Origin of the sequence: Janibacter alkaliphilus, assembly GCF_013408565.1 — a bacterium.
Classification (GTDB): domain Bacteria; phylum Actinomycetota; class Actinomycetes; order Actinomycetales; family Dermatophilaceae; genus Janibacter; species Janibacter alkaliphilus.
In genome coordinates this window covers 2,693,804-2,720,382 of sequence record NZ_JACBZX010000001.1, presented here as the reverse complement: position 1 = coordinate 2,720,382, position 26,579 = coordinate 2,693,804, and the positions used below count along the sequence as shown (strand labels likewise).

Below are 26,579 nucleotides of genomic sequence, written 5' to 3'. Positions count from 1 at the left end.
GAGCAGGTCATGCAGGACCGGGCCGACTTCGCCCGCAAGGGCATCGGTCGCGGCCGCTCGGTCCTCGTCCTCGGCTACGACGGCGGCATCCTCTTCGTCGCCGACAACCCCAGCAGCCGGGCGCTGCACAAGATCAGCGAGATCTACGACCGGATCGGCTTCGCCGCCGTCGGCAAGTACAACGAGTTCGAGAACCTGCGGGTCGCCGGCATCCGCTACGCCGACCTGCGCGGCTACTCCTACGACCGCAGCGACGTCACCGCCCGGGGCCTGGCCAACGCCTACGCCCAGACCCTGGGCACGGTCTTCACCGAGGACCAGAAGCCCTACGAGGTCGAGATCGTCGTCGCCGAGGTCGGCAGCGACGCCGACGCCGACCAGATCTACCGGATCGGCTACGACGGCTCGGTCGCCGACGAGCACGGTGCGATCGCCATCGGCGGCCCCTACGAGCAGCTCAACGAGGCCCTGCAGGGCCGCTGGCGCGAGGGGCTGAGCCTGGCCGAGGCGCTGCGGCTGGCGATCGACGTGCTGGCCGCACCCACCGAGGACCAGCCGGCCCGCGAGCTGCCGCTGAGCGAGCTCGAGGTGGCCGTGCTGGACCGCAGCCGGCCGCGTCGGGTCTTCCGTCGGCTGCCGCCGGAGCGGCTGGCCGGGGAGCTGGGCGAGCAGTCGGCATCGGGTGGGCCGCAGGCACCGGGCGAGGAGCAGGCGCCGGGCGAGGAGCAGGCGCCAACGGGTCCGGACCACGACGAGGAGGGGTAGGGCGTGCAGCGGCGCATCTTCGGCATCGAGACCGAGTTCGGGATCACCGCCACCTCGGACGGGCGACGCCGGCTGACCCCGGACGAGGTGGCCCGTCACCTCTTCCGCAAGGTCGTCTCCTGGGGGCGGTCGAGCAACGTCTTCCTGGAGAACGGGGCGCGGCTCTACCTCGACGTCGGCAGCCACCCGGAGTACGCCACCGCCGAGTGCGACGACCTGCGCACCCTCGTCGCGCACGACCGGGCCGGCGAGCTCATCCTCGCCGACCTCGTCACCGACGCGCAGCAGCGCCTGGCCGAGGAGGGCACCGCCGGCGACATCTACGTGCTGAAGAACAACGTGGACTCGGCCGGCAACTCCTACGGCTGCCACGAGAACTTCCTCGTCGCCCGCACCGGGGACTTCACCCGGCTGTCCGAGGCGCTGCTGCCCTTCCTCATCACCCGCCAGCTCATCGCCGGCACCGGCAAGATCGTGCCGGGGGCGAAGGGGGCCCGCTACTCCGTCAGCCAGCGCGCCGACCACATCTGGGAGGGCGTCTCCTCGGCGACCACCCGCTCCCGCCCGATCATCAACACCCGGGACGAGCCGCACGCCGACGCCGAGCACTACCGGCGGATGCACGTCATCGTCGGCGACTCGACGATGACCGAGACGACCACGCTGCTCAAGGTGGGCTCGGCCCATCTCGTGCTGCGGATGCTCGAGGACGGCGTCGCCATGCCGGACCTCAGCCTGGAGAACCCGATCCGGGCGATCCGCGACTCCAGCACGGACGTCACCGGACGCGCCCCGGTGCGCCTGGCCGACGGGCGGACCAGCTGCGCCCTGGACATCCAGCGCGAGTACCTGCAGCGGGTGTCCGAGCACGTCGAACGGGTCGGCACCGACGACACCGGGCGCCAGGTGCTGGATCTGTGGGAGCGCACCCTGACGGCGATCGCCGAGGACGACCTGGCGGCGGTCGGCACCGAGATCGACTGGGTGGTCAAGCACCGGCTGCTGGACGCCTACGCGAGCAAGCACGGGCTCACCCTGGAGGACCCGCGCCTGGCCCAGCTCGACCTCGCCTACCACGACATCGACCCCGACCGCGGGGTGCACCACCTGCTGCAGCGCGCCGGGCGGGTGGCCCGGGTGGTCACCGACGAGGAGATCGCCACCGCGGTGACGACGCCGCCGCAGACGACCCGGGCGCGGCTGCGCGGTGACTTCGTGCGGGCGGCGCGGGCGCACGGGCGGGACTTCACCGTCGACTGGGTGCACCTGAAGCTCAACGACCAGGCGCAGCGCACGGTGCTGTGCAAGGACCCCTTCGTCTCGGTGGACGAGCGGGTGCAGCGGCTCATCGACCAGATGGAGGCCGACGGCGCCGTTCCTGGCCGGTGAGCGCCGACAGGACCCCGCGTCCACCCGGGCGCACTCTGGCGAGGATGCGCAACTGCCCGGGCAATTGACATGGGAGCACGCAACTGCCCGGGCAGTTGCGCGGGGTGGGAGAGTTTGCCCGGGCAGTTGCCACAGGGGCACGAAATCTGCCCGGGCAGTTGCGAGAGTCTGGCCCACGGTGCGGACCAGGCAGCGCCTCCGGTGGCGCACCGGCCGCACCCGCCCCAGGTGTCCCAGCGGACGCCCAGGAGCGGTGGTTAGGGTGGGCCGGACCGTTTCCCGATCCCCTGAGGTATCCCCGTGCTCCCTTCGCGTGCCCGTACCGTCGCCGTGGCGACGGTGAGCGCCTCCGCGCTCGTCCTCGCCGCCTGCGGCTCCGACTCCGACAGCCCGGTCGACCAGATCGAGGTCACCTCGGGGAGCCAGGAGAAGGCGCCGACGATCAGCATCGAGGAGACGCCGCTGACCACGACCGAGACCGAGTCCAAGGTGCTCACCGAGGGGGACGGCGCGGAGCTGGCCGACGACGACATCGTCCAGGTCGACCTGGCGATGTTCAACGCCAAGGACGGCAAGGCCATCGAGAACTCCGAGACCTACACGGCCGAGCCGACGATGCTCGACCTCAGCAACCAGGAGATGCTCCCGGGGCTGAGCAAGGCCATCCGCGGCACGACCGTCGGCTCCGAGGGCGTGGCGATCATCCCGCCGAAGGACCTCTTCGGCGAGGAGGGCATGTCCGACCTGGGGATCTCCGGCACCGACAACGTCGTCCTCGTCTTCGACGTGCGCCGGGTCATCCCCGCCAAGGCCGAGGGCGAGAAGGTCGCCCCTGACTCCGACCTGCCGAAGGTGACCTGGAAGGAGGACGGTCCGGCGTCCTTCGACATCCCCGACGAGGAGGCCCCGGACGAGCTCGTCGTCGAGCCGCTCATCAAGGGCGAGGGCGACAAGGTCGAGTCCGGCCAGACCGTCTACGTGACCTACACCGGCGCGCTGTGGCGCAACGGCGAGGTCTTCGACTCCACCCAGCAGGAAGGGCGCGGCCCGTTCACCTTCGAGGTCGGCGCCGAGCAGGTCATCACCGCCTGGGACGAGGGGCTGGAGGGCCAGACCGTCGGCAGCCGGGTGCTGCTCGTCGTGCCGCCGGAGGACGGCTACGGCGAGGAGGGCAGCCCGGACGGCTCCATCAAGGGTGACGACACCCTCGTCTTCGTCGTCGACATCCTCGACGCCAGCTGAACGACCCAACCGCACGACCAGGAGGTAGTCATGCCCTTCGACCCCAAGACCACCAAGCCCGAGATCGACTTCCCGGGCGACACCCCGCCCACCGAGCTCGTCGTCGAGGACATCACCGTCGGTGACGGCGCCGAGGTGACCGCCGGCTCGCCGATCCAGGCGCACTACGTCGGGGTGGCGCACAGCACCGGCGAGGAGTTCGACGCCTCGTGGAACCGCGGCGCCCCGCTGGCCTTCACCGCCGGCATCGGCCAGGTCATCCAGGGCTGGGACCAGGGTCTGCTCGGGATGAAGGAGGGTGGCCGCCGCAAGATCACCATCCCGCCGCACCTGGGCTACGGCGACCAGGGCGCCGGCAACGTCATCAAGCCGGGGGAGACCCTCATCTTCGTCGTCGACCTCGTCTCCGCCGGCTGACCTCGCCTCACCTGTCACCCCTTTATCGGGTTACCCGATAATGCGCCGGTCCCCGGGGAAGGCTTCTCCGGGGACCGAGCGCTTCTCGACATCCGTCGAGCGCCGACGCCTGACCCACTTCTGCACAGGGGCGAAGGGGGACGAGGCAGCGAAGGGGGTCAGCTGGCCAGCCCGGCCGCGTGCCGGCCCGCGGCCGCCCCCACGAGGAAGGCCGCCGGGTCGTCATCGAGCCCACGGCCCATCGTGGACAGGCGCACCGGGGACGACTCGAGCGCCTCGACCAGGCCCTCCGGGGCCACCCGCACCACCGTCAGGTCCCCGGCAGCCACCTGGGCCAGCTCGGTCAGCGATGCGAGGACCGCCCGCGTCACCTCCTCCGTCGGCTCGACCGTGACGACATCGGCCGCGCCGAGCACCACTCTGCCGAGGGTGGTGCCCGCGTGGTGCGACAGCCCGCGGTGCCGCTCCCGAGGGTCCGCCCCCGAGACCCGCAGCGCCGCCACCGCGCGACCTCGCAGCGTGTGCACGGCGTTGAGCGCGTCCCCGGCGCTGATGCCCGAGTGCCCCCAGGCGGTGGCCGAACCGGCGTTGCCCGGGCCCTGGGCCACGACGACGATGTCGCAGCCGAGCACGTGCCGGGCGGCGAGCAGGGCGCTGTGCAGGGTGATCGCCTCGTGCTCCCCGCCGAACGCCTGCCCGGCGGAGATCGTCGTCGCCAGCCAGCCCGCCGCGACGAGGTCGGCGACCAGCCGGGAGTGAGCCATCGGCAGGGCCGCGCTGTCGGTCATGACGTAGCCCACCCGCGCGTCCGGCCGCGCCTGGTAGATGCCGGCGAGGATCGCCGGGAGTGCCGAGTGCAGCTCGGCGACGACCACCGGCATGCCGCCGAGATCGCCATCGCGCAGCCCGGGCAGGGACGCCATCGCCTTACGGTGCGGCGACTCCTGCTCCTCCAGCGCGCACACCATCGTCTGCAGCGGCGTGTACCGGGCCTTGACGATGTGTCCCGGCCCCACGGGATCGGCCGGCAGGCGGTCGCGAAGGGCGACGACCAGGGCCTGGCCACCGGTGCCGAGTCCCTTGCGCAGGGCTCCGACGTTGAGGAGCACCACCTCGCCCGGCTCCGGCGCGCCGACGATCTCGGTGAGGGCCAGGGCCGCCACCTCGACGGGCGGGACCTCCCCCTTCGCCCCCTCGCCGGAGGCGCCGTGAACCGTGCCGCCGTCCCTGTCGGTCACCGACACGACGAGCTCGCGCGCTCCCGGACGCTCGCGGGTCACGCGGATGACGGTGCCCTCGCGCCAGTGGATCATGACGCGCAGGCTAGCCCGACGACCCGCTGCGCCCGGCCTCGCCCGCACAGACGCTCACCTTAGGGAAGCCTCCTGCGCTTGCAAGGTGAGCGGATGCAGCTGCCTAGGGGGTTGGGGATCACGGGGAAGGGGGTAGCGTCGGCCAGCGTGGCGGCGTCGAACACCCCGAAGGCCAAGACCGAGCGGCTCATGAACCTCACCATGTGCCTGCTCTCGACCCGGCGCGCCCTGCCCAAGCAGCGGATCCGGCGGATGGTCGAGGCGTACCAGCAGGTCGAGACCGACGAGGCATTCGACCGGATGTTCGAGCGGGACAAGGACGAGCTGCGCGGGCTCGGCATCCCGCTGGTCACCGAGGACATCGGCGGCGGCTTCGACGACGAGGTGGGCTACCGCATCGACCAGCGCGACTACGCCCTGCCGGACATCGCCTTCGACCCCGACGAGCTCGCCGTCATCGGCCTGGCCAGCCGCACCTGGGCGCACGCCACCATGGCCGCACCAGCCGCGACCGCCTGGCGCAAGGTGGCCGCCGGCGACGACAGCACCGAGGAGGCCTTCGTCGGGCTGGAGCCGCGGCTCGGCGGCGCCGAGCCCGCCTTCGACGCGCTCAAGGACGCCGTGCTCGGCGGGCGCTCGGTGACCTTCGGCTACACCAAGGCCGGTGAGGCCAGCGGGGCCACCCGCCGGGTCGACCCGTGGACGCTGACCTCATGGCGCGGCCGCTGGTACCTCGTCGGGCACGACCTCGACCGGGACGCACCCCGGATCTTCCGCCTCTCCCGCACCAGCGCCGAGGTCACCGACGCCGGCCCGGCCGCGCACCCCCCGCCGGGCGACCTCGACGCGCAGGCGATGATCGCCGACCTCGGCGACAGCGGTGCCCCGGTCGCGACCGCCCTGCTGCGGGTGCGCTCCGAGGCCGGGCACGCGCTGCGCCGTCGCGCCACCGGCGTCACGGCGCTCGACGACCAGTGGGACCAGCTGACCCTGGAGCACGGCTCGATCCACCAGCTCGCCGACGAGGTGGTCAGTCACGGCGCGGACGTCGTCGTCGAGGAACCCCCCGCGCTGCGGGAGGCGGTCGTCACCCGGCTGCGGGCCGTGCTGGAGGCCGCGTCATGAGTCGCACCCCGCCGGAGACCGCCACCTCGCGGGTGCAGCGGCTGCTGACCATGGTCCCCTGGCTGGTCAGCCGCCAGGGCATCGAGATCGCCGACGCCGCCGCCGGCCTGGGGATCAGCGAGGCCCAGCTGCGCGACGACCTCGACCTGCTCTTCATGGTCGGCTACGGGACGATGCCGGACGAGCTCGTCGACGTCTCCTACGAGGCCGGCCGGGTCTACGTCGGCAACGCCGAGGCGATCGCCCGCCCGCTGCGCCTCGGCCTCGACGAGGCGGTCTCGCTCATCGTCGGGCTGCGCGCGCTGGCCGCCAGCGGTGTCGCCGGCACCGAGCCGATCGAGCGGGCGCTGGCCAAGCTCGAGGCGGCCACCGGCGGGATCGCCGGGGTCGAGCGGGTGCAGGTCGCCGCCGACGCGACCGTCGACAGTCAGACCCTGGCGACCGCCCGAGAGGCCCTCAAGGACGGTCGGCGCGTCCACCTGACCTACCTCGTGCCCAGCCGCGACGAGCGCACCGAGCGCGACGTCGACCCGCTGCGGGTGACCTCCTACGACGGGCACTGGTACCTCGAGGGCTGGTGCCACCGGGCCAAGGACGTGCGCCTCTTCCGGCTGGACCGGGTCGAGGCGATCACCGTGCTGGACGCGCCCGCCCAGATCCCGGAGGGCATCGAGCCCCGCGACCTGCGCGACGGCCTCTACGCGCCGCGGCGCGACGACCTCGAGGTCACCCTGGCGCTCGCCCCCGAGGCGCACTGGGTCGCCGACTACTACCCGGTGACCTCCCGGCACCGCGAGCCCGAGGCCGACGGCCGCGAGACGCTGATCGTCAGCCTGCCCAGCCGGGACGAAGAGCTCATCACCCGCCTGGTGCTGCGCCTCGGCGGCCGCGCCCGGGTGCTCGCCCCGGAGCACGTCGCGCGCGCCGTGCACGAACGCGCCACCGCCGCCCTGACGGCCTACTGACCCCCTCCTGGCGCCCGACCGACCGCCGCCGAGACCCGCGTGGCGAGCCTCACCCGGGTCGCAGCCGCCGCACAGCACGGACGTAGACCGCGCACAGCCTCCCGGTCGTACACTGATCGGGACAGACCGTCGACGAAAGGCCCGCCGTGCCCACTCCAGGCCCCGCAGAGCTCATCATCATCCTTCTCGTCATCCTGCTCCTCTTCGGCTTCAAGAAGCTCCCGGACGCGGCCCGCAGCCTCGGCAAGTCCGCCCGGGTCTTCAAGTCCGAGGTCAACGAGATGAAGGAGGAGGACCGTCAGCGCGAGGAGGCGAAGAAGGCTCGCGAGGGTGGCACCGTCACCTCCAAGCCGGTCAAGGACACCGAGACCGGCTCCGGGCGTGACGGCAACGCTCTCCTCGACGAGAGCGCCCCGCGCACCGACAACTCCTCCGGCCCGGTCTCCTGAGCGCCGACGCCCCCGCCGACCAGCCGCGCCCGCGACGGGTCGGTCGGCGCCGCACGGGCCGTGACCCCGAGGGGCGGATGCCCCTGCAGGCGCACCTGCTGGAGCTGCGCAACCGGCTGATGATCGCGGCCGGCGCGATCATCGTCGGCGCGATCGTCGGCTGGATGCTCTACGACACCGTCTTCGACCAGCTGACCCAGCCCTTCAACGAGTACAAGGCGAGCAACCCGGACAGCGTCGTCACGCTGAACTTCGGCAACGCCACCTCCGCCTTCTCCACCCAGCTCTCGCTGTCCATCTGGACCGGCGTCATCATCTCCTGCCCGATCTGGCTCTGGCAGATCTGGGCCTTCGTGCTGCCCGGCCTGACGAAGAAGGAGAAGCGGGTCTCGCTGGCCTTCTTCGCCGGCGCGGTGCCGCTCTTCCTCACCGGCTGCCTCATGGCCTACTGGACCCTGCCGAAGGCCCTGCTCATCCTCTTCGGCTTCACCCCGGACGAGGACACGACGAGCAACATCCAGCAGGCCGGCGACTACTTCACCTTCGTCACCCGGTTCATCCTGGCCTTCGGGCTGGCCTGGCTGGTGCCGGTCTTCCTCGTCGGGCTGTGCGCCATCGGCGTGCTCAGCGGCCGCACCCTGCTCAAGGGCTGGCGGGTGGCCATCCTGCTGATCTTCGTCGCGTCGGCGATCATCACCCCCACGCCCGACCCCTTCACGATGTTCCTCATGGCCGGACCGATCTGCCTGCTCTACTTCGGGGCCGTCGGCATCGGGCTGCTGCTCGACCGGCGCCGGGTGCAGCGCGGCGAGGAGCCGGACTGGAGCCACCTCCCGGACGACCAGGCGTCCCCGCTGACATGACCCGGCCCACCACCGAGCGGGTCGGGCTGCTGGTCAACCCCACCGCCGGGAAGGACCGCGGCGCCCACGTCGGCACCGTCGTCGCCGACCTGCTGGAGCAGGCCGGACGCGAGGTCGTCGACCTCACCGGGCTGGACGCCGCACGCGCCGAGCGGCAGGCGCGCCAGGCCGTGACCGAAGGGCGGATCGACCGGCTCGTCGTCGTCGGCGGCGACGGCTCGGCGCACCTGGGCACGAACATCTGCGCGGGCACCGACGTCCCGCTCGGGGTGGTCGCCGTCGGCACCGGCAACGACGTCGCCCGGGCGCTGGGCCTGCCGGTCCGGGACGTCGAGGCCTCGGTCGAGCGCATCCTCACCGGCACCGTGCACCGGATCGACGCGGTCCGGGTGAGCCGGGAGGACGACGGCGGGGACCCGCGGTGGTACCTCGGGGTGCTCTGCGGCGGCTTCGACGCGATCGTCAACGAGCGCGCGAACCGGATGCGCTGGCCGCGCGGCCAGGCCCGCTACAGCCTGGCCGTGCTGCGCGAGCTCCCGGTCTTCGCGGCCATCCCGTACGAGCTCACCCTCGACTGCCGCAGCCGTAGCACCCGGGCGATGCTCGTCTGCGTGGCCAACACCGGCGCGTTCGGCGGCGGCATGAGCGTCGCGCCGGAGGCCGACCCGGCCGACGGGCTGCTCGACGTCGTCATCATCCACGAGATCCCGGTGCGTACCTTCCTGCGGGTCTTCCCGAGGGTCTTCACCGGCACCCACGTCAGCCATCCGGCGGTCGAGATCGTCCGCGCCCGTCAGGTCCGCCTCGGCGCCGCCGGGGTGATCGGCTACGCCGACGGCGAGCGGCTGCAGCCCCTGCCGCTGGACGTCGAGGTCGTCCCGGGCGCCCTGCCGATCATCCGCTGACCGGACGGATAGCGTTGGGGGCATGCCCTCGCCCGCCGAACGCTACGCCCAGGCCGCCCGGCGCCGACGTGACGGCGGCGACCGGCTCGAGGACTTCGCAGCCGGTCTCGACTTCGCGCTCGACCCCTTCCAGCGCGAGGCGTGCGAGGCGCTCGGCCGGGGAACCGGGGTGCTCGTGGCGGCGCCCACCGGGGCCGGCAAGACGGTGGTCGGCGAGTTCGCCGTGCACCTGGCGCTGGCCGCCGGACGGAAGGCCTTCTACACCACCCCGATCAAGGCGCTGAGCAACCAGAAGTACCACGAGCTCGCCGCCCGGCACGGCCACGACCAGGTCGGCCTGCTCACCGGGGACACCTCGGTCAACGGCGAGGCGCCGGTGGTCGTCATGACCACCGAGGTGCTGCGCAACATGATCTACGCCGGCTCCTCGACCCTCGACGAGCTGGGCTACGTCGTCATGGACGAGGTGCACTACCTCGCCGACCGCTTCCGCGGCGCGGTCTGGGAGGAGGTCATCATCCACCTGCCCCGCGCGGTGCAGCTGGTGGCGCTGTCGGCGACGGTGAGCAACGCCGAGGAGTTCGGCGACTGGCTCGCCGAGGTGCGCGGCGGCTGCGCGGTCGTCGTCTCCGAGGAGCGACCGGTGCCGCTGTGGCAGCACATGCAGGTCGGGCGGCGGGCCTACGACCTCTTCGCCGACGACGGCGGTCACGACGACGCGCGCGACGAGCAGCGACGCTCCCGGGTGAACCCGCAGCTGCTGGAGGAGATCCGCTCGCTCACCCGCGGCGACGGGGGAGACCCCCGCGGGCGAGGCGGGCGCGACGCCCACGGCCGGGGACGTGGTCGGGGCCGGCACGACGGGCGCGGCGGGGGACGGGGCGATGGGCGCGGGCGCGGCTCCGGCGGACGTGGCGGCGAGCCTCGCGGCGGCGGGGGACGCTTCGGCGGCGCCGCCTCGCGCACCGAGGTGATCCGCGAGCTGGACCGGGACGGGCTGCTGCCGGCGATCACCTTCATCTTCAGCCGGGCCGGCTGCGAGGGCGCGGTCCAGCAGCTGCTCGCGAACGACGTCCGGCTGATCTCGGACGCCGAGGGTGAGCGCAACCGTCGCACCGTCGAGGAGCGCAGCGCGGTGCTGGAGGGCGAGGACCTCTCGGTGCTCGGCTACCACCAGCTCGTCGAGGGCATCGCCCGCGGCTACGCCCCGCACCACGCCGGGATGCTGCCGATCTTCCGCGAGATCGTCGAGGAGCTCTTCACCGCCGGTCGGATCCGCGCGGTCTTCGCCACCGAGACCCTGGCGCTGGGCATCAACATGCCGGCGCGCACCGTCGTCATCGAGCGCCTGAAGAAGTTCAACGGCGAGAGCCACGTCGACATCACGCCCGCCGAGTACACCCAGCTGACCGGACGCGCCGGGCGCCGCGGCATCGACGTCGAGGGCCACGCCCTCGTCGTGTGGAGCCGCGGTCTGGACCCCTTCGCGGTGGCCGGGCTGGCCTCGACCCGCACCTACCCGCTGCGCAGCAGCTTCCGCCCGACGTACAACATGGCCGTCAACCTCGTCGCCCAGGTCGGTCGGCACACCGCCCGCGAGGTGCTGGAGACCTCCTTCGCCCAGTACCAGGCCGACCGCTCCGTGGTCGGTCTGGCCACCCAGATCCGGGACCAGCAGGAGTCCCTGGACGGCTACGCCGAGGCGATGCACTGCGACCTCGGCGACTTCCGGGAGTACGCCGGCATCCGGCAACGGATCACCCAGATCGAGAAGGAGGGCGCCAAGCGCCGCTCCGCCGCGCGCCGCACCCAGGCCGCGGTCGCGCTGGAGGCCCTGGGCGTCGGCGACATCATCCGGCTCGTCGGGCGGCGCTCCGGCCTGGCCGTGGTGGTCCGGCCGTCGCGGCGGCACCACGGCGAGATCAGCGCCCCGATGGTGCTCACCGAGCACAAGCAGATGCGCCGGGTCAGCCCCGGCGACGTGAGCCCCGACCTGGCGCCGCTGGGCACGATCCCGGTGCCGCGCAGCTTCAACCCGAAGTCGGCGAAGCACCGCACCGACCTGGCGACGACCCTGCGGATCAAGGCCCCGGACGAGGGCGCGCCGTCGGTCCGTGACCGGGCGGCCCAGGCGGCCGGGGGAGAGGACGAGCGGCTGGCGGCGCTGCGCCACGACCTCACCACGCACCCGTGCCACCGCTGCCCGCAGCGGGAGGAGCACGCCCGGTGGGCGGAGCGGTGGTGGCGGCTGAAGCGGGAGACCACCGCCCTGGAGCGGAAGGTGGAGTCGCGCACCAGCTCGGTGGCCCAGACCTTCGACCGGATCTGCACCGTGCTGTCCGGGCTCGGCTACCTCACCGAGGACGGCGAGGAGGTCACCGCGACCGGTGGTCGGCTGCGCCGGCTCTACACCGAGAAGGACCTGCTGGCGGCCGAGTGCCTGCGCGGCGGGGCCTGGTCCCGCCTGGACCCGGCCGAGCTGGCCGCGGTGGTCTCGATGCTCGTCCACGAGCCGCGGCGGGAGGCCGGCGACCTCAGCCCGCGCCTGCCCACCGACGGTGTCGTCGACGCGTGGACCGACATGCTGCAGCGCTGGTCGCAGCTCGAGGACGTCGAGGCCGAGCACGCTCTGCCGCGCACCGGTGAGCCCGACGCCGGCATCGCCTGGGCGGTGCACCGGTGGGCCAGCGGGCGGCGCCTGGACGAGGTGCTGCACGGCTCGGACCTCACCGCGGGCGACTTCGTGCGCCGCTGCAAGCAGATCGTCGACCTGCTCGACCAGGTCGGGGACGCCGCCCCGGAGCCGCACCTGCGGGGCGTGGCCCGCACCGCGGTGCAGAAGGTCATGCGCGGCGTCGTCGCGGCCGACCGGCTCGACTGACGGTGGGCGTGCCGGCCGCGGTCGTGCTTATCGCTGGAAGGAGGGCCGGACCAGGGATACTCCGACACCGCCCACCACGACGCCGCAGCACAGACTCCCCATCGCCTGCCCGACGAAGTAGCCGACCGCTGCGTCGTCGCCGAGGAAGAAGAGGCCGACCGCCCGGAGGAGCCCGATCCCCAGGGGCAGCAGCGCGAAGACGATGAGCAGCCACCCGATCACCTGACGGGCCACCGAGGTGCCGGAGGACTCCTGCGCAGCCGGGGCCGGCTGCGTCCCAGCGGGATACGGGTGATCGGCGTGCGGGTTCTCGTGCGGGTTCTCGTTGCTCACGAGCGGGGACGGTAGACGGGACCGGCGGTGCTCGCAGGCCGAGCGGGCGCCCTTCTCAGTCCTCGGGATAGAGCGCGGACGCGACCCGCCCCAGGGAGCCGGACACGTTGTGCTCCACCGCGATCCGGCTCATCCCGGCCGGGTCGGGCAGCTCCGCCGGGATCGTCACGTCGGCGTCGGTGACCGGGACGTCCTCGGCGACCCGGACCACCAGGGGTGCCGCGTCCAGGTAGGCGGTGGCCGCCTCCAGCCGGGTGCGCTGGGCGCCCTTGATCGCCGGGTCGCCGGAGTCGACGGCCTCCCGGATCCCGGCCAGCGAGCCGTGCGCGGCGATGAGCTTGGCGGCGGTCTTCTCGCCGATGCCGGCCACCCCCGGCAGCCCGTCGCTGGTGTCGCCGCGCAGCACCGACATGTCGAGGTAGGCCGGCCCGTCGGGCACCCCGTACTTCTCGGCGAGGAAGGCCTCGGTGACCACGTCGGGCTCGCGCACCCCGCCGCGCGCCGTGTAGAGCACCCGGGTGCGGCTGGCGTCGTCGACGAGCTGGAAAAGGTCCCGGTCACCGGTGACGACGTCGATCGGCATCTGCCCGCGGTAGTGGTGGGCGAGCGTCCCGATGACGTCGTCGGCCTCGTAGTGCGCCGCCCCGAGCCGGGCGATGCCGAGGACCTCCAGCGCCTCGGCGATGACCGGCACCTGCGGGGACAGCTCGTCGGGCACCTCCTCACCCTCGGCCGGGTCCTCGGCGACCCGGTGGCTCTTGTAGGTGGGGATCGCCTCCACCCGCCACTGCGGGCGCCAGTCGTCGTCCCAGCACGCCGCGAGATGGGTGGGCCGGTAGCGGGTGACCAGGGTGGCGATCATGTCGAGGAAGCCGGCGAGGGCGTTGGTCGGCATCCCCGAGGGGCCGGGCTCGCGGGCCGGGACCCCGTAGAAGGCGCGGAAGTACAGGCTCGCGGAGTCCAGCAGCAGCAGTCGGGGCTCAGCCATGACCGGCACCCTAGTGCGGCGCGCTCGGGCCGGGCACGACCTGGCCCGGTCGAACGCCGCCGGGACCGCCGTCAGGTCTCGACCAGGCCACGACGTCGGGTGTCGTCGCTGCTCCGCGGCGGGGAGACCTAGGCTGTGCGCATGGAGAGCGCGGACCGTCGCATCGTGGAGCTGCTGCGCCAGGACGGGCGGATGAGCTACACCGATCTCGGCCGAGCCGTGGGGCTGTCCACCTCGGCGGTGCACCAGCGGGTGCGGCGCCTGGAGGAGCGGGGCGTGATCACCGGCTACAGCGCCTCGGTGGACGTCGCGCTCATCGGCACCCCGCTGACCGCCTTCGTCTCGGTCACCCCGCTGGACCACCGGGCCCCGGACGACGTCCCCGAGCGGCTGCGCGGGGTGGACGGGATCGACGCCTGCTACTCCGTCGCCGGGGACTCCAACTACCTGCTGCGCGTGCGGGTGGCCACGCCGCAGGCGCTGGAGGAGATGCTCGCGACGATCCGCACCCAGGCCGAGGTCTCCACCCGCACGACCATCGTCCTGTCCACCCCCTGGGAGTGAGCCGCCGGTGACCACCGACCTGCCCGGCTGGGCACGCGCCGCGCTGGCCGTGGCCGGCGGCCTCTGCCTGTGGCTGGCCCTGCCGGACATCGACCTCTACCCGCTCTCGGTGCTCGGGGTGGCGCTGCTGGGCGTCGCCGTCTGGGGGGCCCGCGCCCGCGGCGGCTTCGTGCTCGGGCTGCTCGCCGGCTGGGCCTGCTTCGTGCCGGCGCTCAGCTGGTCCGGGATCTTCGTCGGCCGCCTGCCGTGGTTCGCGCTGGCCACCGTCGAGGCGCTCTACGTCGCCGTCATGGGAGCGGTCCTGGCAGCCGTCCAGCGGCCGCTCATCCGCGCGGGCCGCCCGCTGGTGGCGTCCGCGGCGATCCCGGTGGGGTGGGTGCTGCAGGAGCTGGTGCGCGGCACGGTGCCCTTCGGCGGCTTCCCGTGGGCCCGGATCGCCTTCAGCCAGGCGGACTCGCCGCTGGTGCGCTGGGCCGCGCTCGGCGGGGCGCCGCTGATCACCTTCGCCGTCGCCGTGGTGGCCGTCCCGCTGGTGCTGCTCGTGGTCACCCGCAGCCTGCCCCGCACGGCCACCGTCGTGGCCGTGGCCACCGTGGCCGGCGCCTACCTCGTGCCGGTGCCCACCGAGGGGGAGGGCACCGCCCGGATCGGGATGGTCCAGGGCGACGTGCCCCGTGCCGGCCTCGACTTCAACGCCGAGCGGCGCCAGGTGCTGGACAACCACGTCGTCGGCACCGAGCAGCTGGCCGCCCGCACCGACGACCTCGACGTCGTCGTCTGGCCGGAGAACTCCTCGGACATCGACCCGCTGCGCAACGTCGACGCCGCCGACCAGGTGCAGCGCGCCCTGGACGCGGCCGGCACGCCGGTGCTCGTCGGCGCGATCCTCGACGAGCCGGCCCCGGCGGTCTCCAACGCCTCGCTGTACTACCAGCCCGGGGGAGGGGCGCCGCAGCGCTACGTCAAGCAGCACCCGGTCCCCTTCGCCGAGTACGTGCCCTACCGGGACTTCTTCCGGAACTTCAGCGACAAGGTCGACCTCGTGCGGGTGGGCTTCGCCCGGGGCGAGGGACCGGTCGCCTTCACCGTGGACGGGGCCGACGGGAGCTACTCGCTGGTGCCGACGATCTGCTTCGAGGTGGCCTACGACGGGCTGATGCGCGAGGCGGTGCGGCACGCCGACGAGCAGGGCGACCCGTCGGTGCTGGTCGTGCAGACGAACAACGCCACCTTCGGCTACACCGCCGAGTCCGAGCAGCAGTACGCGATCTCGAGGGTGCGGGCGGTCGAGCACGGACGGTCGGTCGCGCACGTCTCCACGGTCGGGGTCTCCGGCTTCGTCCACCCCGACGGCAGCTCGACCCCGACCACGGACCTCTTCACCGCCGCGCAGCCGAGCGCCGAGGTGGTCACCCGCAGCGGCCTGACCGTCTCGGACCGGCTCGGCCCGTGGGTCGAGATCGGGTGCGCCCTGGCGCTGCTCGGGCTGGCCGTCACCGCGCGGCGCGCCCGTCCGCGGCAGGTAGTGTCGGACGACGAGCCACGACCGCTGGAGCCGAAGGGGGCCCCCGAGTGACCGACCGCGACGCCGCCGCGCCACGACCACCGCTGGAGCGGGTCGCGGTGCTCATCCCGACGTACAACGAGCGGGAGAACCTGCCGGTGGCGGTGCAGCGGGTGCGGGCCAGCGTGCCGCACGTCGACGTCGTCGTCCTCGACGACAACAGCCCGGACGGCACCGGTGAGGTCGCCGACCGGCTGGCCGCGCAGGACGAGCGGGTCCAGGTCATCCACCGCCAGGGCAAGGAGGGGCTCGGCGCCGCCTACCTGGCGGGCTTCTCCTGGGCGCTGGAGCAGGGCTACGACGCGGTCGTCGAGATGGACGCCGACGGCTCGCACCGCCCCGAGCACCTGCCCGACCTGCTGGCTGCCGCCGAGCACGCCGACCTCGTGATCGGCTCGCGCTACGTACGCGGCGGCCGGATCATCAACTGGCCGGTGGACCGCAAGGCGATCAGCATGGCCGGCAACCTCTACATCAAGGCCATCCTCGGCATGCCGGTCAACGACGCCACGGCCGGCTACCGGGTCTACCGGGCGAGCACGCTGCGGGCGATCGGCCTGGACGACGTGGAGAGCGCCGGGTACGTCTTCCAGACGGACCTGACCGTGCGGACGGTCCGGGCCGGGCTGAAGGTCGTCGAGGTGCCGATCACCTTCGTCGAGCGCGAGATCGGCGACAGCAAGATGGACGGCGACGTCGTCCGCGAGTCGATGGGTCGGATCACCGGCTGGGGCGTGCGCCACCGCCGGGAGCAGCTGCGCGGGCTGCTGCGACGCGAGAGGACCTGGCACCAGCTGTGAGAGAGATCAACGCCTCCGCCACCAACGTCGGCCGACGGCGTCGCGGCCGAGGCCCGCTGCTCGTGCTCCTCGGGCTGCTGCTGCTCGCGCTGCTGGAGATCTTCGTCCTCATCCAGGTGGGCGAGCAGGTCGGGGCCCTGGTCACGCTGCTGCTCCTCGTGGGCTTCTCCGTGCTCGGCGTCTGGCTGATGCGCCGCGAAGGGGGACGGGCCTGGCGCGAGCTGCGCCGGGCGGTGCAGGCGGGGGAGACCCCCAGCCGGCAGATCGCCGACACCATCCTCGTCGTCATGGGCGGCCCGCTGCTGGTGCTGCCCGGGTTCGTCACCGACGCCGTCGGCCTGCTGCTGGCCCTGCCCGTCACCCGTCCGGTCTTCAGGCCGCTGCTGGAGGCCAGCATCGCCCGGCGGGTCTTCCTCGACCTCGGCACCGTGCGTGCGAAACCATCATCCTCGACCTCAGGTCGAGGCTCGACCCGGGGTCGAGACACCGCGGACGAGGTCATCGAGGGCGAGATCATCGACGAGGACTAGGACCAGGACGAGCACCAGCACGAGACCAGGCGCCCAGCGCACACGAACGACCGCGGGTGGTCCGTCATCACGGACCACCCGCGGTCGGGTGTCGAGAAGGAGGCTCAGGCGCTGCGCTTGCGCGGCTTCTCGCCGCGGGAGGCGCGCAGCAGGTCCAGGCGCTCCTCGAGGAGCTCCTCGAGCTCCGGGATGGACCGGCGCTCGAGCAGCATGTCCCAGTGGGTACGGGCCGGCTTGGTCGGCTTGAGCTCCGGCTCCGGGCCGTCCACGAGCTTGCCCAGCTTGCCGCAGCGGCACTCCCACGTGGAGGGGATCTCGGCCTCGACCGAGAAGGGCAGCTCGGTGCGGTGCCCGTCCTCGCACATGTAGGCGGTGATCTGCCGGTCGCTGGGGACGACGTTCTCCGTCGTCTCCATGCTGAAGCTGACCATCCGGGTCCCGCGAAGTGTGCGCTCTGCCATTGACGTCCTCCTGAATGCTTGAGATGTCGCGCCCCTGCACGCTGACTCACCTCGGTCCAACGCCGTACCGGCGTCACGTGTTCCGACGCGGTGGCACCGATCTGGCGCTGCGTCGGCCACCAGGGTGTGATGCTGCTCACCTGCGGAGACATCACCAGTTCTGCAGGATGCGCAAGGGCGGACTGACCGGGCGGTAGCCTTCCACATCGTGAGCGACACCGCTGCCGACACGGGTCGGCCCCTGCCGCGACGTCCCGCGCTCGAGGCCGACCCGGGCAGGACGTCCTGGCTGCGTGTCCTCGGCTGGTCGATGTGGGACTGGGGTGCCCAGCCCTTCAACACGGTCATCACGACCTTCGTCTTCTCGGTGTACCTCACCAGCGAGGCCTTCGGCGACGAGAACACCACCTCGATGGCGCTGTCGGTCGCCACGAGCATCGCCGGTCTGCTGGTCGCGGCGATCGCCCCGGTGCTGGGGCAGAACTCCGACCGCACCGGGCGCACGGTGCGCAACCTGCGGATCCAGACGTGGGTGCTGGCCGCGCTGTCCGCATCGCTCTTCTTCGTCCGGCCCGAGGAGTCCTTCCTGTGGATCGGCCTGGCGCTGCTCGGCGCCGGCTCGATCGTCTCCGAGATCGCCGGCGTCAACTACAACGCCTCGATCGACCAGGTGGCCTCCGGGCGCACCGTGGGCCGGGTCTCCGGCTTCGGGTGGGGGATGGGCTACCTCGGCGGCATCATCGTGCTGCTGCTGATCTACCTGGCCTTCATCCAGCCGGAGGTCGGCCTCTTCGGAGTGACCGGCGACGACGGCATGGACATCCGGGTCTCGATGCTCGTCTGCGGGCTGTGGATCCTGCTCTTCACCCTGCCGGCCTTCGCCGTGCTCAAGGACCCGCCCCGGACCGAGGCCGTCCCGCGGATCGGCGTCGCGGAGAGCTACCGGCTGCTGTGGCAGTCGCTGCGACGGCTGTGGTCGAGCTCGCGGCACACCGTCTACTTCCTGCTCGCCTCGGCGCTCTACCGGGACGGCCTGGCCGGGGTCTTCCTCTACGGCGGGGTGCTGGCCGCCGGCACCTTCGGGCTGAGCGCCGGCGACGTCATCATCTTCGGGGCGGCCGCGAACATCGTCGCCGGGCTGAGCACCATGGCCTTCGGCCTGCTCGACGACCGGGTGGGACCCAAGCGGGTGATCATCATCTCGCTCGGTGCCCTCGTGGTCATCGGTCTGGCGATCTTCGTGCTGCACGACGCGGGCACCGGCGTCTTCTGGGCGCTGGGGCTCGCGATGACCGCCTTCGTCGGACCGGCGCAGGCGGCCTCCCGCAGCTTCCTCGCCCGGGTGATCCCCGAGGGTCGCAGCGGGGAGATCTTCGGGCTCTACGCGACCACCGGCCGGGTCGTGTCCTTCCTCTCGCCGGCCGCCTTCGGCATCTTCGTCGCGCTCGGGGCCTGGATCACCGGGGAGAACAACACCCAGTACTGGGGCATCCTCGGTATCGGCCTGGTCCTGCTGGCCGGGCTGCTGGTCATGCTGCCGGTGCACGAGCACGACGGTCACTCGGTCACCGCCGACTGACCGACGTCGGCCCCGGCGGTGCTGACGACCGCGCAGGCTCGGCCGGCGATCAGCCGGCGAACTCCCAGTGCCACGGCTCGGGCAGCGAGCCGCCGGCCGCCGCCCACTCCGGGTGGAACCAGCCGTAGAGCGGCGCGTTCTGCTGCATCCACAGGTGCGCCGGGTGACCGAAGGTGTTCACCCCGCCGCACAGGTCCACGGCCAGGCCGAAGCCGTGGTTGCTCTGCCCCGGGGTCGCCGCCCAGCGGCCCTTCTGCTCCTTGAGGACGACCTGCTCGGGGTAGGAGCGGTAGCTGTCGGTGACGCACAGCGGCGAGCCGGTGTCCCGCTCGTAGGCGGTGCTCATCGCGTCGAAGGCGGCCGCCGCCTCGGGCCGCAGCGACTCGCCCGAGGCCGTGGTCAGCGCGCACAGCCCGCCGGGCGGGATCTGCCCGTTGGGGTAGACGTCCTCGTTGTCCGAGCACGGCTCCAGGCCCTCGAGGTCGCTGACGTCCTCGCCGGACTCGGCCATCGCGTCGGTGAGCGCCTCCTGCGCGTCCTTGGCTCCGTCGTCGGCCACCCCGAGCAGCGCCTGGGCGACCGGCCCGGCGTCCTCGAGCTGCTCGGCGTGCTCCTCGCGCAGCTCGTCCAGCCGGTCCTTGCGCTCGCTGACGGCGTCGTCGGCCTTGCCCTTGGCGGTGGCCGCCCGCTTCTCCGCCCGCGCGGCGGTCTTCTCCGCCTTCTCCTTGGAGGCGGTCAGCGAGGCCTGGGTCTCGGTGTCCTCGCGCAGCAGCGAGACCCCGTGCATCCGGTCGTCGGTGAGATAGCTGAGGTCGCTGACCGAGGAGCTCATCTGGCCGGGGTCCTGGCCGAGGGAGTCGGCCAGGACGAGCGCGTCGGAGTAGCCGCCGGCGTGGGTGTAGGTGCTCGAGGCCCAGTCACGCAGGTCCTGCCGGCCCTTGCTGAGCCGGTCCTTGAGCCGGTCGAGAGCCTCCTCGGCGGACTTCGCCTCGGCCTCGGCCTCCCGCAGGTCGTCCCGGGCGGTGGCGTAGGCCTGCAGCTGGTCGTTGGCCTGCTTGGAGTAGCGGCGCAGCTCGGAGACCGCGGCAGCGATCTCCCGGTCGTCGGCCAGCAGCTCGTCAGCCAGCCGCCGGGCCTCCTCGACCTGCGCGTCGACGTCCGTGGCGGACAACGGCTGGTCGCCGGCCGCGTCCGGGCCGTCGTAGGCCCAGGGGTCGCTGCTCGTGCCGGTGCCAGACGTGGGCGAGCCGGCGGAGGTCGGGTCCGTCTCGGCGGCGGGGCTGCTCGTGGCAGACCCGGAGGGCGACGGGGTCGGATCGCCCGGCTCGGCGAGGGCCGGGGTCGCCAGCACGAGGGTCAGGGCGGTGGCCGAGAGGAGCGTGCAGCGGCCGCGACGGACCCACGGTGAGGACAGCATGAACATCGGCGAAGACCCCTCGGCGCGTGGTGAGACCAGGCGAGTGTACGCAGAGGTCGCCGCTGGTGGGAGGGGTTGCTCAGCGCGGGATGAGCGGCCCGCGGTGCACCTTGTGCTGGGCCGCCTGGGCCAGCGGCCGCACCACCAGCCGGTCGACGTTGACGTGCAGCGGCAGCCCGCAGGCGAAGCCGATGCACTCGGCGACGTCCTCGGCGGTCAGCGGCGAGTCCACGCCCTCGTAGACCCGCTTCGCGGCGGCCTCGTCGCCGCGGTAGCGGGTCAGCGCGAACCCCTCGGTCTTGACCATGCCGGGAGCGATGTCGATGACCCGGACCGGGTGCCCGCTCAGCTCCAGCCGGAGGGTGTCGACGAGGGCCCGCTCGCCGAACTTCGAGGCGCAGTAGCCACCGCCGCCCTCGTAGGCCACCGACCCGGCGGTCGAGGTGACGGTGACGATGGTGCCGCCTCCCTCGGCGCGCAGCGCCGGCAGCATGGCCTGCACGACCCGCAGGGTGCCGATGACGTTGAGGTCGTACATCCGCTGCCAGTCCTCGGGGTCGGCCCCCTCGACCGACTCGGCACCCAGGGCGGCGCCGGCGTTGTTGACCAGGACGTCCAGCCGGGGCACCGCCTCGACCAGGGCGTCCACCGAGCGCTCGTCGGTGACGTCCAGGCGCAGAGCCCGGCCGCCGATCTCCTCGGCCAGCTGCTCGCAGCGGATGCCGCGCCGGGCGGCGACCACCACCTCGTAGCCGTCCTCGGCCAGCCGCCGTGCCGTGGCGGCGCCGATCCCGGAGCTCGCGCCGGTGACCAGGGCGATCGGTGCCATGCCCCCTCCTTCGCAGTGGTTGCTCCACGCGGCTGTCGCGGTGGATGCGTCGATCTGATCTCGACCACGCTAGCCGTTCGGCGCTGGTCATGAGGCGACGTAGGCTGCCACGACGAGTGCCGGGACGAAGGGAGCAGGGGTGTGACCGGGCAGGGGCGGGCCGGCTCGACGCTGGGCCAGTACGAGCTGCGTCGGCTCGTCGGGCGCGGCCGCGCGGGCGAGCTCTACGAGGCCTACGACCGGCAGCGCGAGCGGACCGTGGCGCTGCGGCTGCTCGACCCGACGACCGACCCGGCAGACCAGGAGCGTCGGCTGCGCGAGGCGCGGCTCGCCGCCCAGGTGCAGAACCCCTATCTCGTGCCGATCCACGAGGTCGGTGAGATCGACGGCCAGGCCTACCTGGACATGCGGCTCGTCGACGGGACCGACCTCGGGATGCTGCTGCGCCAGCAGGGCCGGCTCGCGCCCGAGGTCGCCCTCGACGTCGTGCGTCAGCTCGGCGACGCCCTCGACGCGGTCCACCGGGCCGGCCTGACCCACGGCGACCTGCGGCCCGACGCCGTGCTCGTCCTGCCCACCGGGGTCGTCGCCCTCTCCGGCCTCGGCGCGGCCGACGCGGGCCGGCCGCCGGACCCGGCCGGTGGCGGGGGAGCGACGCTGGCCTACACCGCACCTGAACGCGCCGGGACGTCGCCGGTCGAGGCCGCCTCCGACACCTACGCCCTGGGCTGCCTGCTCTACGAGATGCTCACCGGGCGGGTCCCCTTCGAGCGGGGCTCGGCGTCGGCGACCATGAGCGCGCACCGGCACGAGGAACCCATCCCGGCGACCACCCTGCGGCCGGAGCTCCCGCCCGCGGTCAACGCGGTCGTCGGCCGGGCGATGGCCAAGGACCCCACCCAGCGCTACCCGAGCGCGCATGCGATGACGGCCGACCTGGCGGCGGTGCTGTGCACCGAGATGCCGTACCCGGGCGAGGCCCTTGCCGCGGTGGCCACGCGCTCGGCGCCTGGCTCCACCGGCATCGGGGTCGCGGGGGGCGGCTCCCCGGACGCGACCCCCGGCGGCGCGGGCGCGCTGGTCGGCGCGCGGTCCGCGCCGCGCCGGGACGGCCCGCGGACAGCGCTCGTGGTCGCCCTGGTCCTGGCCGCCGTGCTGCTCGGCGCCGCCGGGGTCGCAGCGGTGCGGGCCCTGAGCGGCGACGAGCCAGGACAGGTCGCGGCCGGCGAGGGATCGGGTGCGGCGACCGCGCAGAGCCCGGGTCGCTCCGTGGCCGGGTCGGGCACGAGGTCGCGAGGACCGAGCAACTCCCCGACCGAGGTGAGCTCGCGCAGGACGTCGACCTCGTCGACCACCACGACGACCGAGACCACGACGCCCAGCACGTCAGCAACCAGCGCACCGTCGGCGACGAGCACCTCGGCGGCGACCAGCACGTCGCCCACGAGCAGCGGCTCCACCCCGGCGGCCTCAGCCCCGGCCTCGACCGGTGAGGCGGACGGCTCGGCCGCCGGCGTCGGGCCGACGATCGCCGCCGGGTCCGGCTACGACTGGCAGGGATGGACCGCCTCGGGCGCGGCGCGGTGCAACGCCGACGACCGGGCCCTGGTCGCCGGCCGCACCGCCGGCGGGAGGACGGTCGTCGTCTGCGAGGTCTACCTGCGCGGCCCGGTCTACTACAAGGGCGTCACGAGCAGCGGCAGCATCGAGCTGGACCCGGTCCGGCCGGTGGCCAACGCCTGGCAGGTCAGCAACCGTGGCTACATCTACACGGTCTCGCCGGAGCAGCTGCTGATCACCCGTCAGGGCGGCGAGGTGGTCGTGCTCGAGGACCCGATGGCCGAGTACCACGCCGCCTGACCCGGGACCGCCGAGGGACGTCCCCCGCCTCTCACCCGCCGACCACGGGTCAGTCCGCGGACAGCCGGCCCAGCCAGTGGTCGAGCCGCTCGCGCTGCTCGGGTCGGGCCGCACGGCGCAGATCGGTGAGCATCGCCTCCATCCGGCGCGGCACCTGCACCGACCCGGTGCCGTAGTGGCAGATCTCCTCGACCGACAGATCGATGAGCGAACCGATGCTGCGGACCGGCTGCACCACCCGCACGGTGCCCTCCTCGTCGACGACGCAGGGGCTGGGCGTCTCCCGGGTGACGAGCAGGCGCAGGATCCGGTGCAGCTGGTCGATCACCTGCACCGCGGTGGTCGGGTCGTTGATGCCGGGGGAGAGGGCCCGCTCGGCGATGTCGACGAGCTGGCGGATGCTCAGCGCGAGGTCCTGGTCCTGGCTCCGCGCGCGGGCCATCCCGATGTCCCCGGCCATCGACCCGGCGACGCTGCGGCTCTCCTTCGCCTGCACGTCGTCGAAGAGCTCCCCGGTGGCCAGGTCGCTCTCCAGACCCCAGACGCGCGCCAGCGGCTGGCGCTCGACGACCACCTCGCCGATCGGCACGAGGATCTCGACGACCGCGTCGGCGGCCTGCGCGGTGGTCACGAGGTGCTCGTGGTCGACGTGGGTGACGTGCCCGGTCCGGTCCCGTGCGTCCAGCCAGCGTGGCTCGGTGCCGGTGGGCGCCTCCCAGGCGACCTGCGGGCCGGATCCCGGCTGCTCCGGGTAGAGGTCGTCGACGGCCCGCCGGGCCGCGGTCCCGATCCGGGCGATCACCTGGGCGACCTGGATCGAGGTGGTGATGTGGTGGATGAAGGCGAGGAACATCGCCACGCTGGCGAGCACGAGGACGAAGGCGAGGGTCACCGACAGCTGCGGTACGAAGGGAGCGTCCGCGCCGCGCACCGAGCGCAGCACGGCCAGGGCGTAGATGAAGGTGCCGGTGAAGACGCCGAGGGTGGTCTGGGTGACCCGGCTGGCGAGGAAGGTGGACAGCACCCGCGGGGTGAACTGGCTGCTGGCCAGCTGCAGCACGACCATGGTGATCGAGAAGACGAGACCGGTGACCGAGATCATCGCGCTGGCGATGGTCGAGAGCACCGTGCGGGCGCCGTCCGGTCCGCCCTCGAAGACGAAGGGGAGGTGCTCGGTGATCGGCTGCTCGGCCTGCGGCAGGAAGATCCCGGCCAGCGCGCAGGCCAGGCTGATCACCAGCGGCAGCACCCAGAAGGGCCGCCACGCGCGGTCCCACAGGCTCGGCGGGACGATGCTGCGCACGTCCTCCAGGGTCCGTGCCAGAGAGGTCATCGTGGCGCGGGGCGGCCGCGGACAGGAAGCATGCGCTTACCGTAGGGGCGGCGGTCACGAGTGTCGGGGAGGTTCGGATGACGACGCGCACGGACGTCCTGGTCGTGGGTGCCGGGATCGTGGGGACGGCGGTCGCCGCCGAGCTGGCGGAGCACCGGTCGGTGCACCTGCTCGATGCGGGCGACGAGTCGCTCGTCGGTTCCACCGGGCACGCTCCCGGGTTCGTCGGGGAGTTCGGCGGGAGCCCGGTCGCGACGGCGCTGGCCACCGCCACCACCGATGCGCTGGCGGACCGTGTCGGCGACGACCCGGCCGCCTTCGCCCGGACCGGCTGCCTGGAGGTGATGACGACCGCTGCCGGGGCGGTCGCGCTGCCTGAGCGGATCTCCGCGGCCCGCGCCCAGTGGCTGGTCGTCGAGGAGATCGAGCCGGCCGCGGCCGCCAGGCTCGCCCCCGACGTGGTCCGTCCTGAGGCCGTCACCGCGGCTGCGCTCTTCCCGCGGGACGCCGCCGTCGACGCCACCGAGGTGACCCGCCGGCTGCGCGAGCGTGCGGTCGCCCAGGGGGCCACGATCGACTGGGGCAGACGCGTCGTCGCCCTGGACCCGCTCGAGGACGGCGTGCGGGTCGCGCTGGACGACGGTCGGCGCATCCTCGCCGCGGACGTCGTCGTGTGCACCGGCATCTGGGCCGGGGGGCTCCTCGGCGGCGGCCGGCCGGACGTCCCGATCGTCCCGGTGCGCCATCCCTACGTCCACGGCCCCCGAGACGTCCCGGCACCGGGCGCTCAGCCCTTCGTCCGGATGCCCGAGCACCACCTCTACGCCCGGTGGCACGGCGACCGGTGGGGCGTCGGCAGCTACGACCACGACCCCGCGCCGGTCGAGACCACCGCGCTGGAGCGGGCAGACGTGCCGTGGGACGGGCGCTTCGACGACGTCATCGAGCGCGGGCTCGCGCAGCTGGCCCGGCCCGAGCTCTTCGCGCCGACCGAGCGCCTCGACGGCATCTTCGCGCTCACCCCGGACAACCTTCCCCTGGTGGGCCGGTGGGAGCACCGGGTCTGGGTGGCCGCCGCGGTCTGGGTCACGCACGCGATCGGTGCGGCGCAGGTGCTCGCGGCACAGCTGACCGGTGCGTCCTCGCCGGTGCCCGGCTCCGACGCGCTCGACCCGCACCGCTTCGCCGCCTGGGACCCCGCGGAGGCACGTCGGGTGGCGCTGGCGCACTACCGCACGATCTACGACCGGGGCTGAGCCGCGCGCGCTCCGATCTGCTGCTCGAGGCCGTCGCAGAGTGCGTCGAGCGCCTGTCGCAGCTGACGCTGCGGGTCGGGCCGCCAGCTGCCGCCGACGAGGTCAAGCAGGGCGTCGGGCGCCTCGACCCGCCCGTCGAGCAGGCCGGCCAGGCCGTCGCCCGAGCTCGTCCCGGGGTCCGGGGCGAAGAGGCTGCGCCCGGCCAGGGGGAGCGCGGCACCGGAGATCTGGCTCCACACGACGAACGTGAGGTCGGCCGCCTCCGCGGTGGTCACGCCCAGCTCGGTGAAACCCTCGACGAGCCAGGCCAGGCAGGCCAGTCCGCTGGGCCCGAAGGCGTACCGGGGCACGGCGTAGGCCAGCACGACCCAGGGGTGCTCCCGGTAGAGCTCCCAGTCGACCTCGCCGGCCACTCGCACGCGGTCCCGCCAGGTCCAGCCGGTGCCGGCGACCGGGGGATAGGGGTAGCGGTCGCCGATCTCCTCGGTCATCGCGGCGAGCAGCTGGTCCTTGGTGTCGACGTGCCGGTAGAGCGACATCGGGGCGACGCCGAGCCGGTCGGCCAGGCGACGCATCGAGAGTGCGTCGAGCCCGTCGGTGTCGGCCAGCTCGATGCCGGCGTCGACGATGGCCGCGGTGGTCAGCGGTGACGCGGTGCGCGCTTGCTGTCGTCGAGAGGGCATGCGTACACTGTACACGCATGTGCGTACAGCGTACGCGCCAGCCATCCCGGTCCGGTCGTGACGACCGC

25 protein-coding genes are annotated in these 26,579 nt (G+C 73.2%); 17 read left to right on the top strand and 8 right to left on the bottom strand.

What is annotated here, in order from left to right:
• Positions 1 to 9 precede the first annotated feature (9 nt).
• The 4 genes from prcA (at position 10) to BJY28_RS12960 (ending at position 3,813) form a co-directional block, all read left to right on the top strand.
• Entirely contained in the window at positions 10 to 765 is a 756-nt protein-coding gene (gene prcA, locus BJY28_RS12975) for a proteasome subunit alpha (protein WP_218913243.1), read from the top strand.
• A 3-nt stretch (positions 766 to 768) separates the two neighbouring features.
• On the top strand, positions 769 to 2,154 hold the full coding sequence (pafA, locus tag BJY28_RS12970; RefSeq protein ID WP_179463371.1) for a Pup--protein ligase: 1,386 nt from the start codon (positions 769 to 771) through the stop codon (positions 2,152 to 2,154).
• A gap of 339 nt (positions 2,155 to 2,493) precedes the next feature.
• Entirely contained in the window at positions 2,494 to 3,396 is a 903-nt protein-coding gene (locus tag BJY28_RS12965; RefSeq protein WP_179463370.1) for an FKBP-type peptidyl-prolyl cis-trans isomerase, read from the top strand.
• Between the two features lie 30 nt (positions 3,397 to 3,426).
• Positions 3,427 to 3,813, top strand: a complete 387-nt coding sequence (locus tag BJY28_RS12960; protein WP_179463369.1) for an FKBP-type peptidyl-prolyl cis-trans isomerase — start codon at positions 3,427 to 3,429, stop codon at positions 3,811 to 3,813.
• Between the two features lie 158 nt (positions 3,814 to 3,971).
• Here BJY28_RS12960 and BJY28_RS12955 read toward each other — a convergent pair whose 3' ends face one another.
• Positions 3,972 to 5,126 carry a DUF3866 family protein gene (locus BJY28_RS12955; protein WP_179463368.1) on the bottom strand — a complete coding sequence of 385 codons (1,155 nt, stop codon included), beginning with the start codon at positions 5,124 to 5,126 and terminating at the stop codon, positions 3,972 to 3,974.
• Between the two features lie 147 nt (positions 5,127 to 5,273).
• On the opposite strand from BJY28_RS12955, the gene BJY28_RS12950 reads away from it, so the two are divergent.
• The 6 genes from BJY28_RS12950 to BJY28_RS12925 all read left to right on the top strand — a co-directional run bounded on the left by BJY28_RS12950 (position 5,274) and on the right by BJY28_RS12925 (position 12,314).
• Positions 5,274 to 6,251, top strand: coding sequence for a WYL domain-containing protein (locus tag BJY28_RS12950; protein ID WP_179463367.1), 978 nt, complete (start codon positions 5,274 to 5,276; stop codon positions 6,249 to 6,251).
• Positions 6,248 to 7,216, top strand: coding sequence for a helix-turn-helix transcriptional regulator (locus BJY28_RS12945; protein WP_179463366.1), 969 nt, complete (start codon positions 6,248 to 6,250; stop codon positions 7,214 to 7,216). Before BJY28_RS12950 ends, BJY28_RS12945 begins: the two co-directional genes overlap by 4 nt.
• Positions 7,217 to 7,362: 146 nt before the next feature.
• Positions 7,363 to 7,665, top strand: a complete 303-nt coding sequence (gene tatA / locus BJY28_RS12940) for a Sec-independent protein translocase subunit TatA (protein ID WP_179463365.1) — start codon at positions 7,363 to 7,365, stop codon at positions 7,663 to 7,665.
• 77 nt (positions 7,666 to 7,742) lie between these two features.
• The gene (gene tatC / locus BJY28_RS12935) at positions 7,743 to 8,528 is read left to right on the top strand and encodes a twin-arginine translocase subunit TatC (protein WP_179463364.1); all 786 of its coding nucleotides are present in this window, start codon (positions 7,743 to 7,745) and stop codon (positions 8,526 to 8,528) included.
• Complete coding sequence (locus tag BJY28_RS12930) at positions 8,525 to 9,433, top strand: diacylglycerol kinase family protein (RefSeq protein WP_179463363.1); 909 nt, start codon at positions 8,525 to 8,527, stop codon at positions 9,431 to 9,433. Before tatC ends, BJY28_RS12930 begins: the two co-directional genes overlap by 4 nt.
• Positions 9,434 to 9,455: 22 nt before the next feature.
• The gene (locus BJY28_RS12925) at positions 9,456 to 12,314 is read left to right on the top strand and encodes a DEAD/DEAH box helicase (protein ID WP_179463362.1); all 2,859 of its coding nucleotides are present in this window, start codon (positions 9,456 to 9,458) and stop codon (positions 12,312 to 12,314) included.
• A 27-nt stretch (positions 12,315 to 12,341) separates the two neighbouring features.
• Here BJY28_RS12925 and BJY28_RS12920 read toward each other — a convergent pair whose 3' ends face one another.
• Together BJY28_RS12920 and BJY28_RS12915 are read right to left on the bottom strand one after the other, a co-directional pair.
• On the bottom strand, positions 12,342 to 12,647 hold the full coding sequence (locus tag BJY28_RS12920; RefSeq protein WP_179463361.1) for a hypothetical protein: 306 nt from the start codon (positions 12,645 to 12,647) through the stop codon (positions 12,342 to 12,344).
• A 55-nt stretch (positions 12,648 to 12,702) separates the two neighbouring features.
• Entirely contained in the window at positions 12,703 to 13,635 is a 933-nt protein-coding gene (locus tag BJY28_RS12915; protein ID WP_179463360.1) for a 5'-3' exonuclease, read from the bottom strand.
• 141 nt (positions 13,636 to 13,776) lie between these two features.
• Here BJY28_RS12915 and BJY28_RS12910 point away from each other — a divergent pair, with 141 nt between their 5' ends.
• The 4 genes from BJY28_RS12910 to BJY28_RS12895 are packed head-to-tail and all read left to right on the top strand — an operon-like array spanning position 13,777 to position 17,093.
• Positions 13,777 to 14,199, top strand: a complete 423-nt coding sequence (locus tag BJY28_RS12910; protein WP_179463359.1) for an Lrp/AsnC family transcriptional regulator — start codon at positions 13,777 to 13,779, stop codon at positions 14,197 to 14,199.
• Between the two features lie 7 nt (positions 14,200 to 14,206).
• Complete coding sequence (gene lnt / locus BJY28_RS12905) at positions 14,207 to 15,775, top strand: apolipoprotein N-acyltransferase (protein WP_343037110.1); 1,569 nt, start codon at positions 14,207 to 14,209, stop codon at positions 15,773 to 15,775.
• A complete protein-coding gene (locus BJY28_RS12900; RefSeq protein WP_343037109.1) occupies positions 15,772 to 16,563 on the top strand; it encodes a polyprenol monophosphomannose synthase in 792 nt (263 codons plus the stop codon). The genes lnt and BJY28_RS12900 overlap by 4 nt, the downstream gene beginning before the upstream one ends.
• A complete protein-coding gene (locus BJY28_RS12895) occupies positions 16,560 to 17,093 on the top strand; it encodes an FxsA family protein (RefSeq protein ID WP_343037108.1) in 534 nt (177 codons plus the stop codon). The genes BJY28_RS12900 and BJY28_RS12895 overlap by 4 nt, the downstream gene beginning before the upstream one ends.
• 104 nt (positions 17,094 to 17,197) lie before the next feature.
• Here BJY28_RS12895 and BJY28_RS12890 read toward each other — a convergent pair whose 3' ends face one another.
• On the bottom strand, positions 17,198 to 17,554 hold the full coding sequence (locus BJY28_RS12890) for an RNA polymerase-binding protein RbpA (RefSeq protein WP_179463358.1): 357 nt from the start codon (positions 17,552 to 17,554) through the stop codon (positions 17,198 to 17,200).
• Between the two features lie 208 nt (positions 17,555 to 17,762).
• Between BJY28_RS12890 and BJY28_RS12885 the strand changes: the two genes are divergently transcribed.
• Complete coding sequence (locus BJY28_RS12885; protein ID WP_343037107.1) at positions 17,763 to 19,133, top strand: MFS transporter; 1,371 nt, start codon at positions 17,763 to 17,765, stop codon at positions 19,131 to 19,133.
• Between the two features lie 49 nt (positions 19,134 to 19,182).
• On the opposite strand, the gene BJY28_RS16435 is transcribed toward BJY28_RS12885, so the two are convergent.
• Entirely contained in the window at positions 19,183 to 20,556 is a 1,374-nt protein-coding gene (locus BJY28_RS16435; protein WP_246313411.1) for a M15 family metallopeptidase, read from the bottom strand.
• 73 nt (positions 20,557 to 20,629) lie between these two features.
• On the bottom strand, positions 20,630 to 21,379 hold the full coding sequence (locus BJY28_RS12875; RefSeq protein WP_179463357.1) for an SDR family oxidoreductase: 750 nt from the start codon (positions 21,377 to 21,379) through the stop codon (positions 20,630 to 20,632).
• A gap of 141 nt (positions 21,380 to 21,520) precedes the next feature.
• On the opposite strand from BJY28_RS12875, the gene BJY28_RS12870 reads away from it, so the two are divergent.
• Entirely contained in the window at positions 21,521 to 23,239 is a 1,719-nt protein-coding gene (locus BJY28_RS12870; protein ID WP_179463356.1) for a protein kinase domain-containing protein, read from the top strand.
• Positions 23,240 to 23,288: 49 nt separating this feature from the next.
• On the opposite strand, the gene BJY28_RS12865 is transcribed toward BJY28_RS12870, so the two are convergent.
• The gene (locus tag BJY28_RS12865; protein WP_179463355.1) at positions 23,289 to 24,542 is read right to left on the bottom strand and encodes a DUF2254 family protein; all 1,254 of its coding nucleotides are present in this window, start codon (positions 24,540 to 24,542) and stop codon (positions 23,289 to 23,291) included.
• A gap of 107 nt (positions 24,543 to 24,649) precedes the next feature.
• Between BJY28_RS12865 and BJY28_RS12860 the strand changes: the two genes are divergently transcribed.
• Positions 24,650 to 25,828: an NAD(P)/FAD-dependent oxidoreductase gene (locus BJY28_RS12860; RefSeq protein ID WP_179463354.1), complete on the top strand. Its 1,179-nt coding sequence runs from the start codon at positions 24,650 to 24,652 to the stop codon at positions 25,826 to 25,828.
• Here the strand turns inward: BJY28_RS12860 and BJY28_RS12855 are convergent.
• Entirely contained in the window at positions 25,813 to 26,511 is a 699-nt protein-coding gene (locus tag BJY28_RS12855; protein WP_179463353.1) for a TetR/AcrR family transcriptional regulator, read from the bottom strand. The genes BJY28_RS12860 and BJY28_RS12855 overlap by 16 nt on opposite strands.
• Positions 26,512 to 26,579 lie beyond the last annotated feature (68 nt).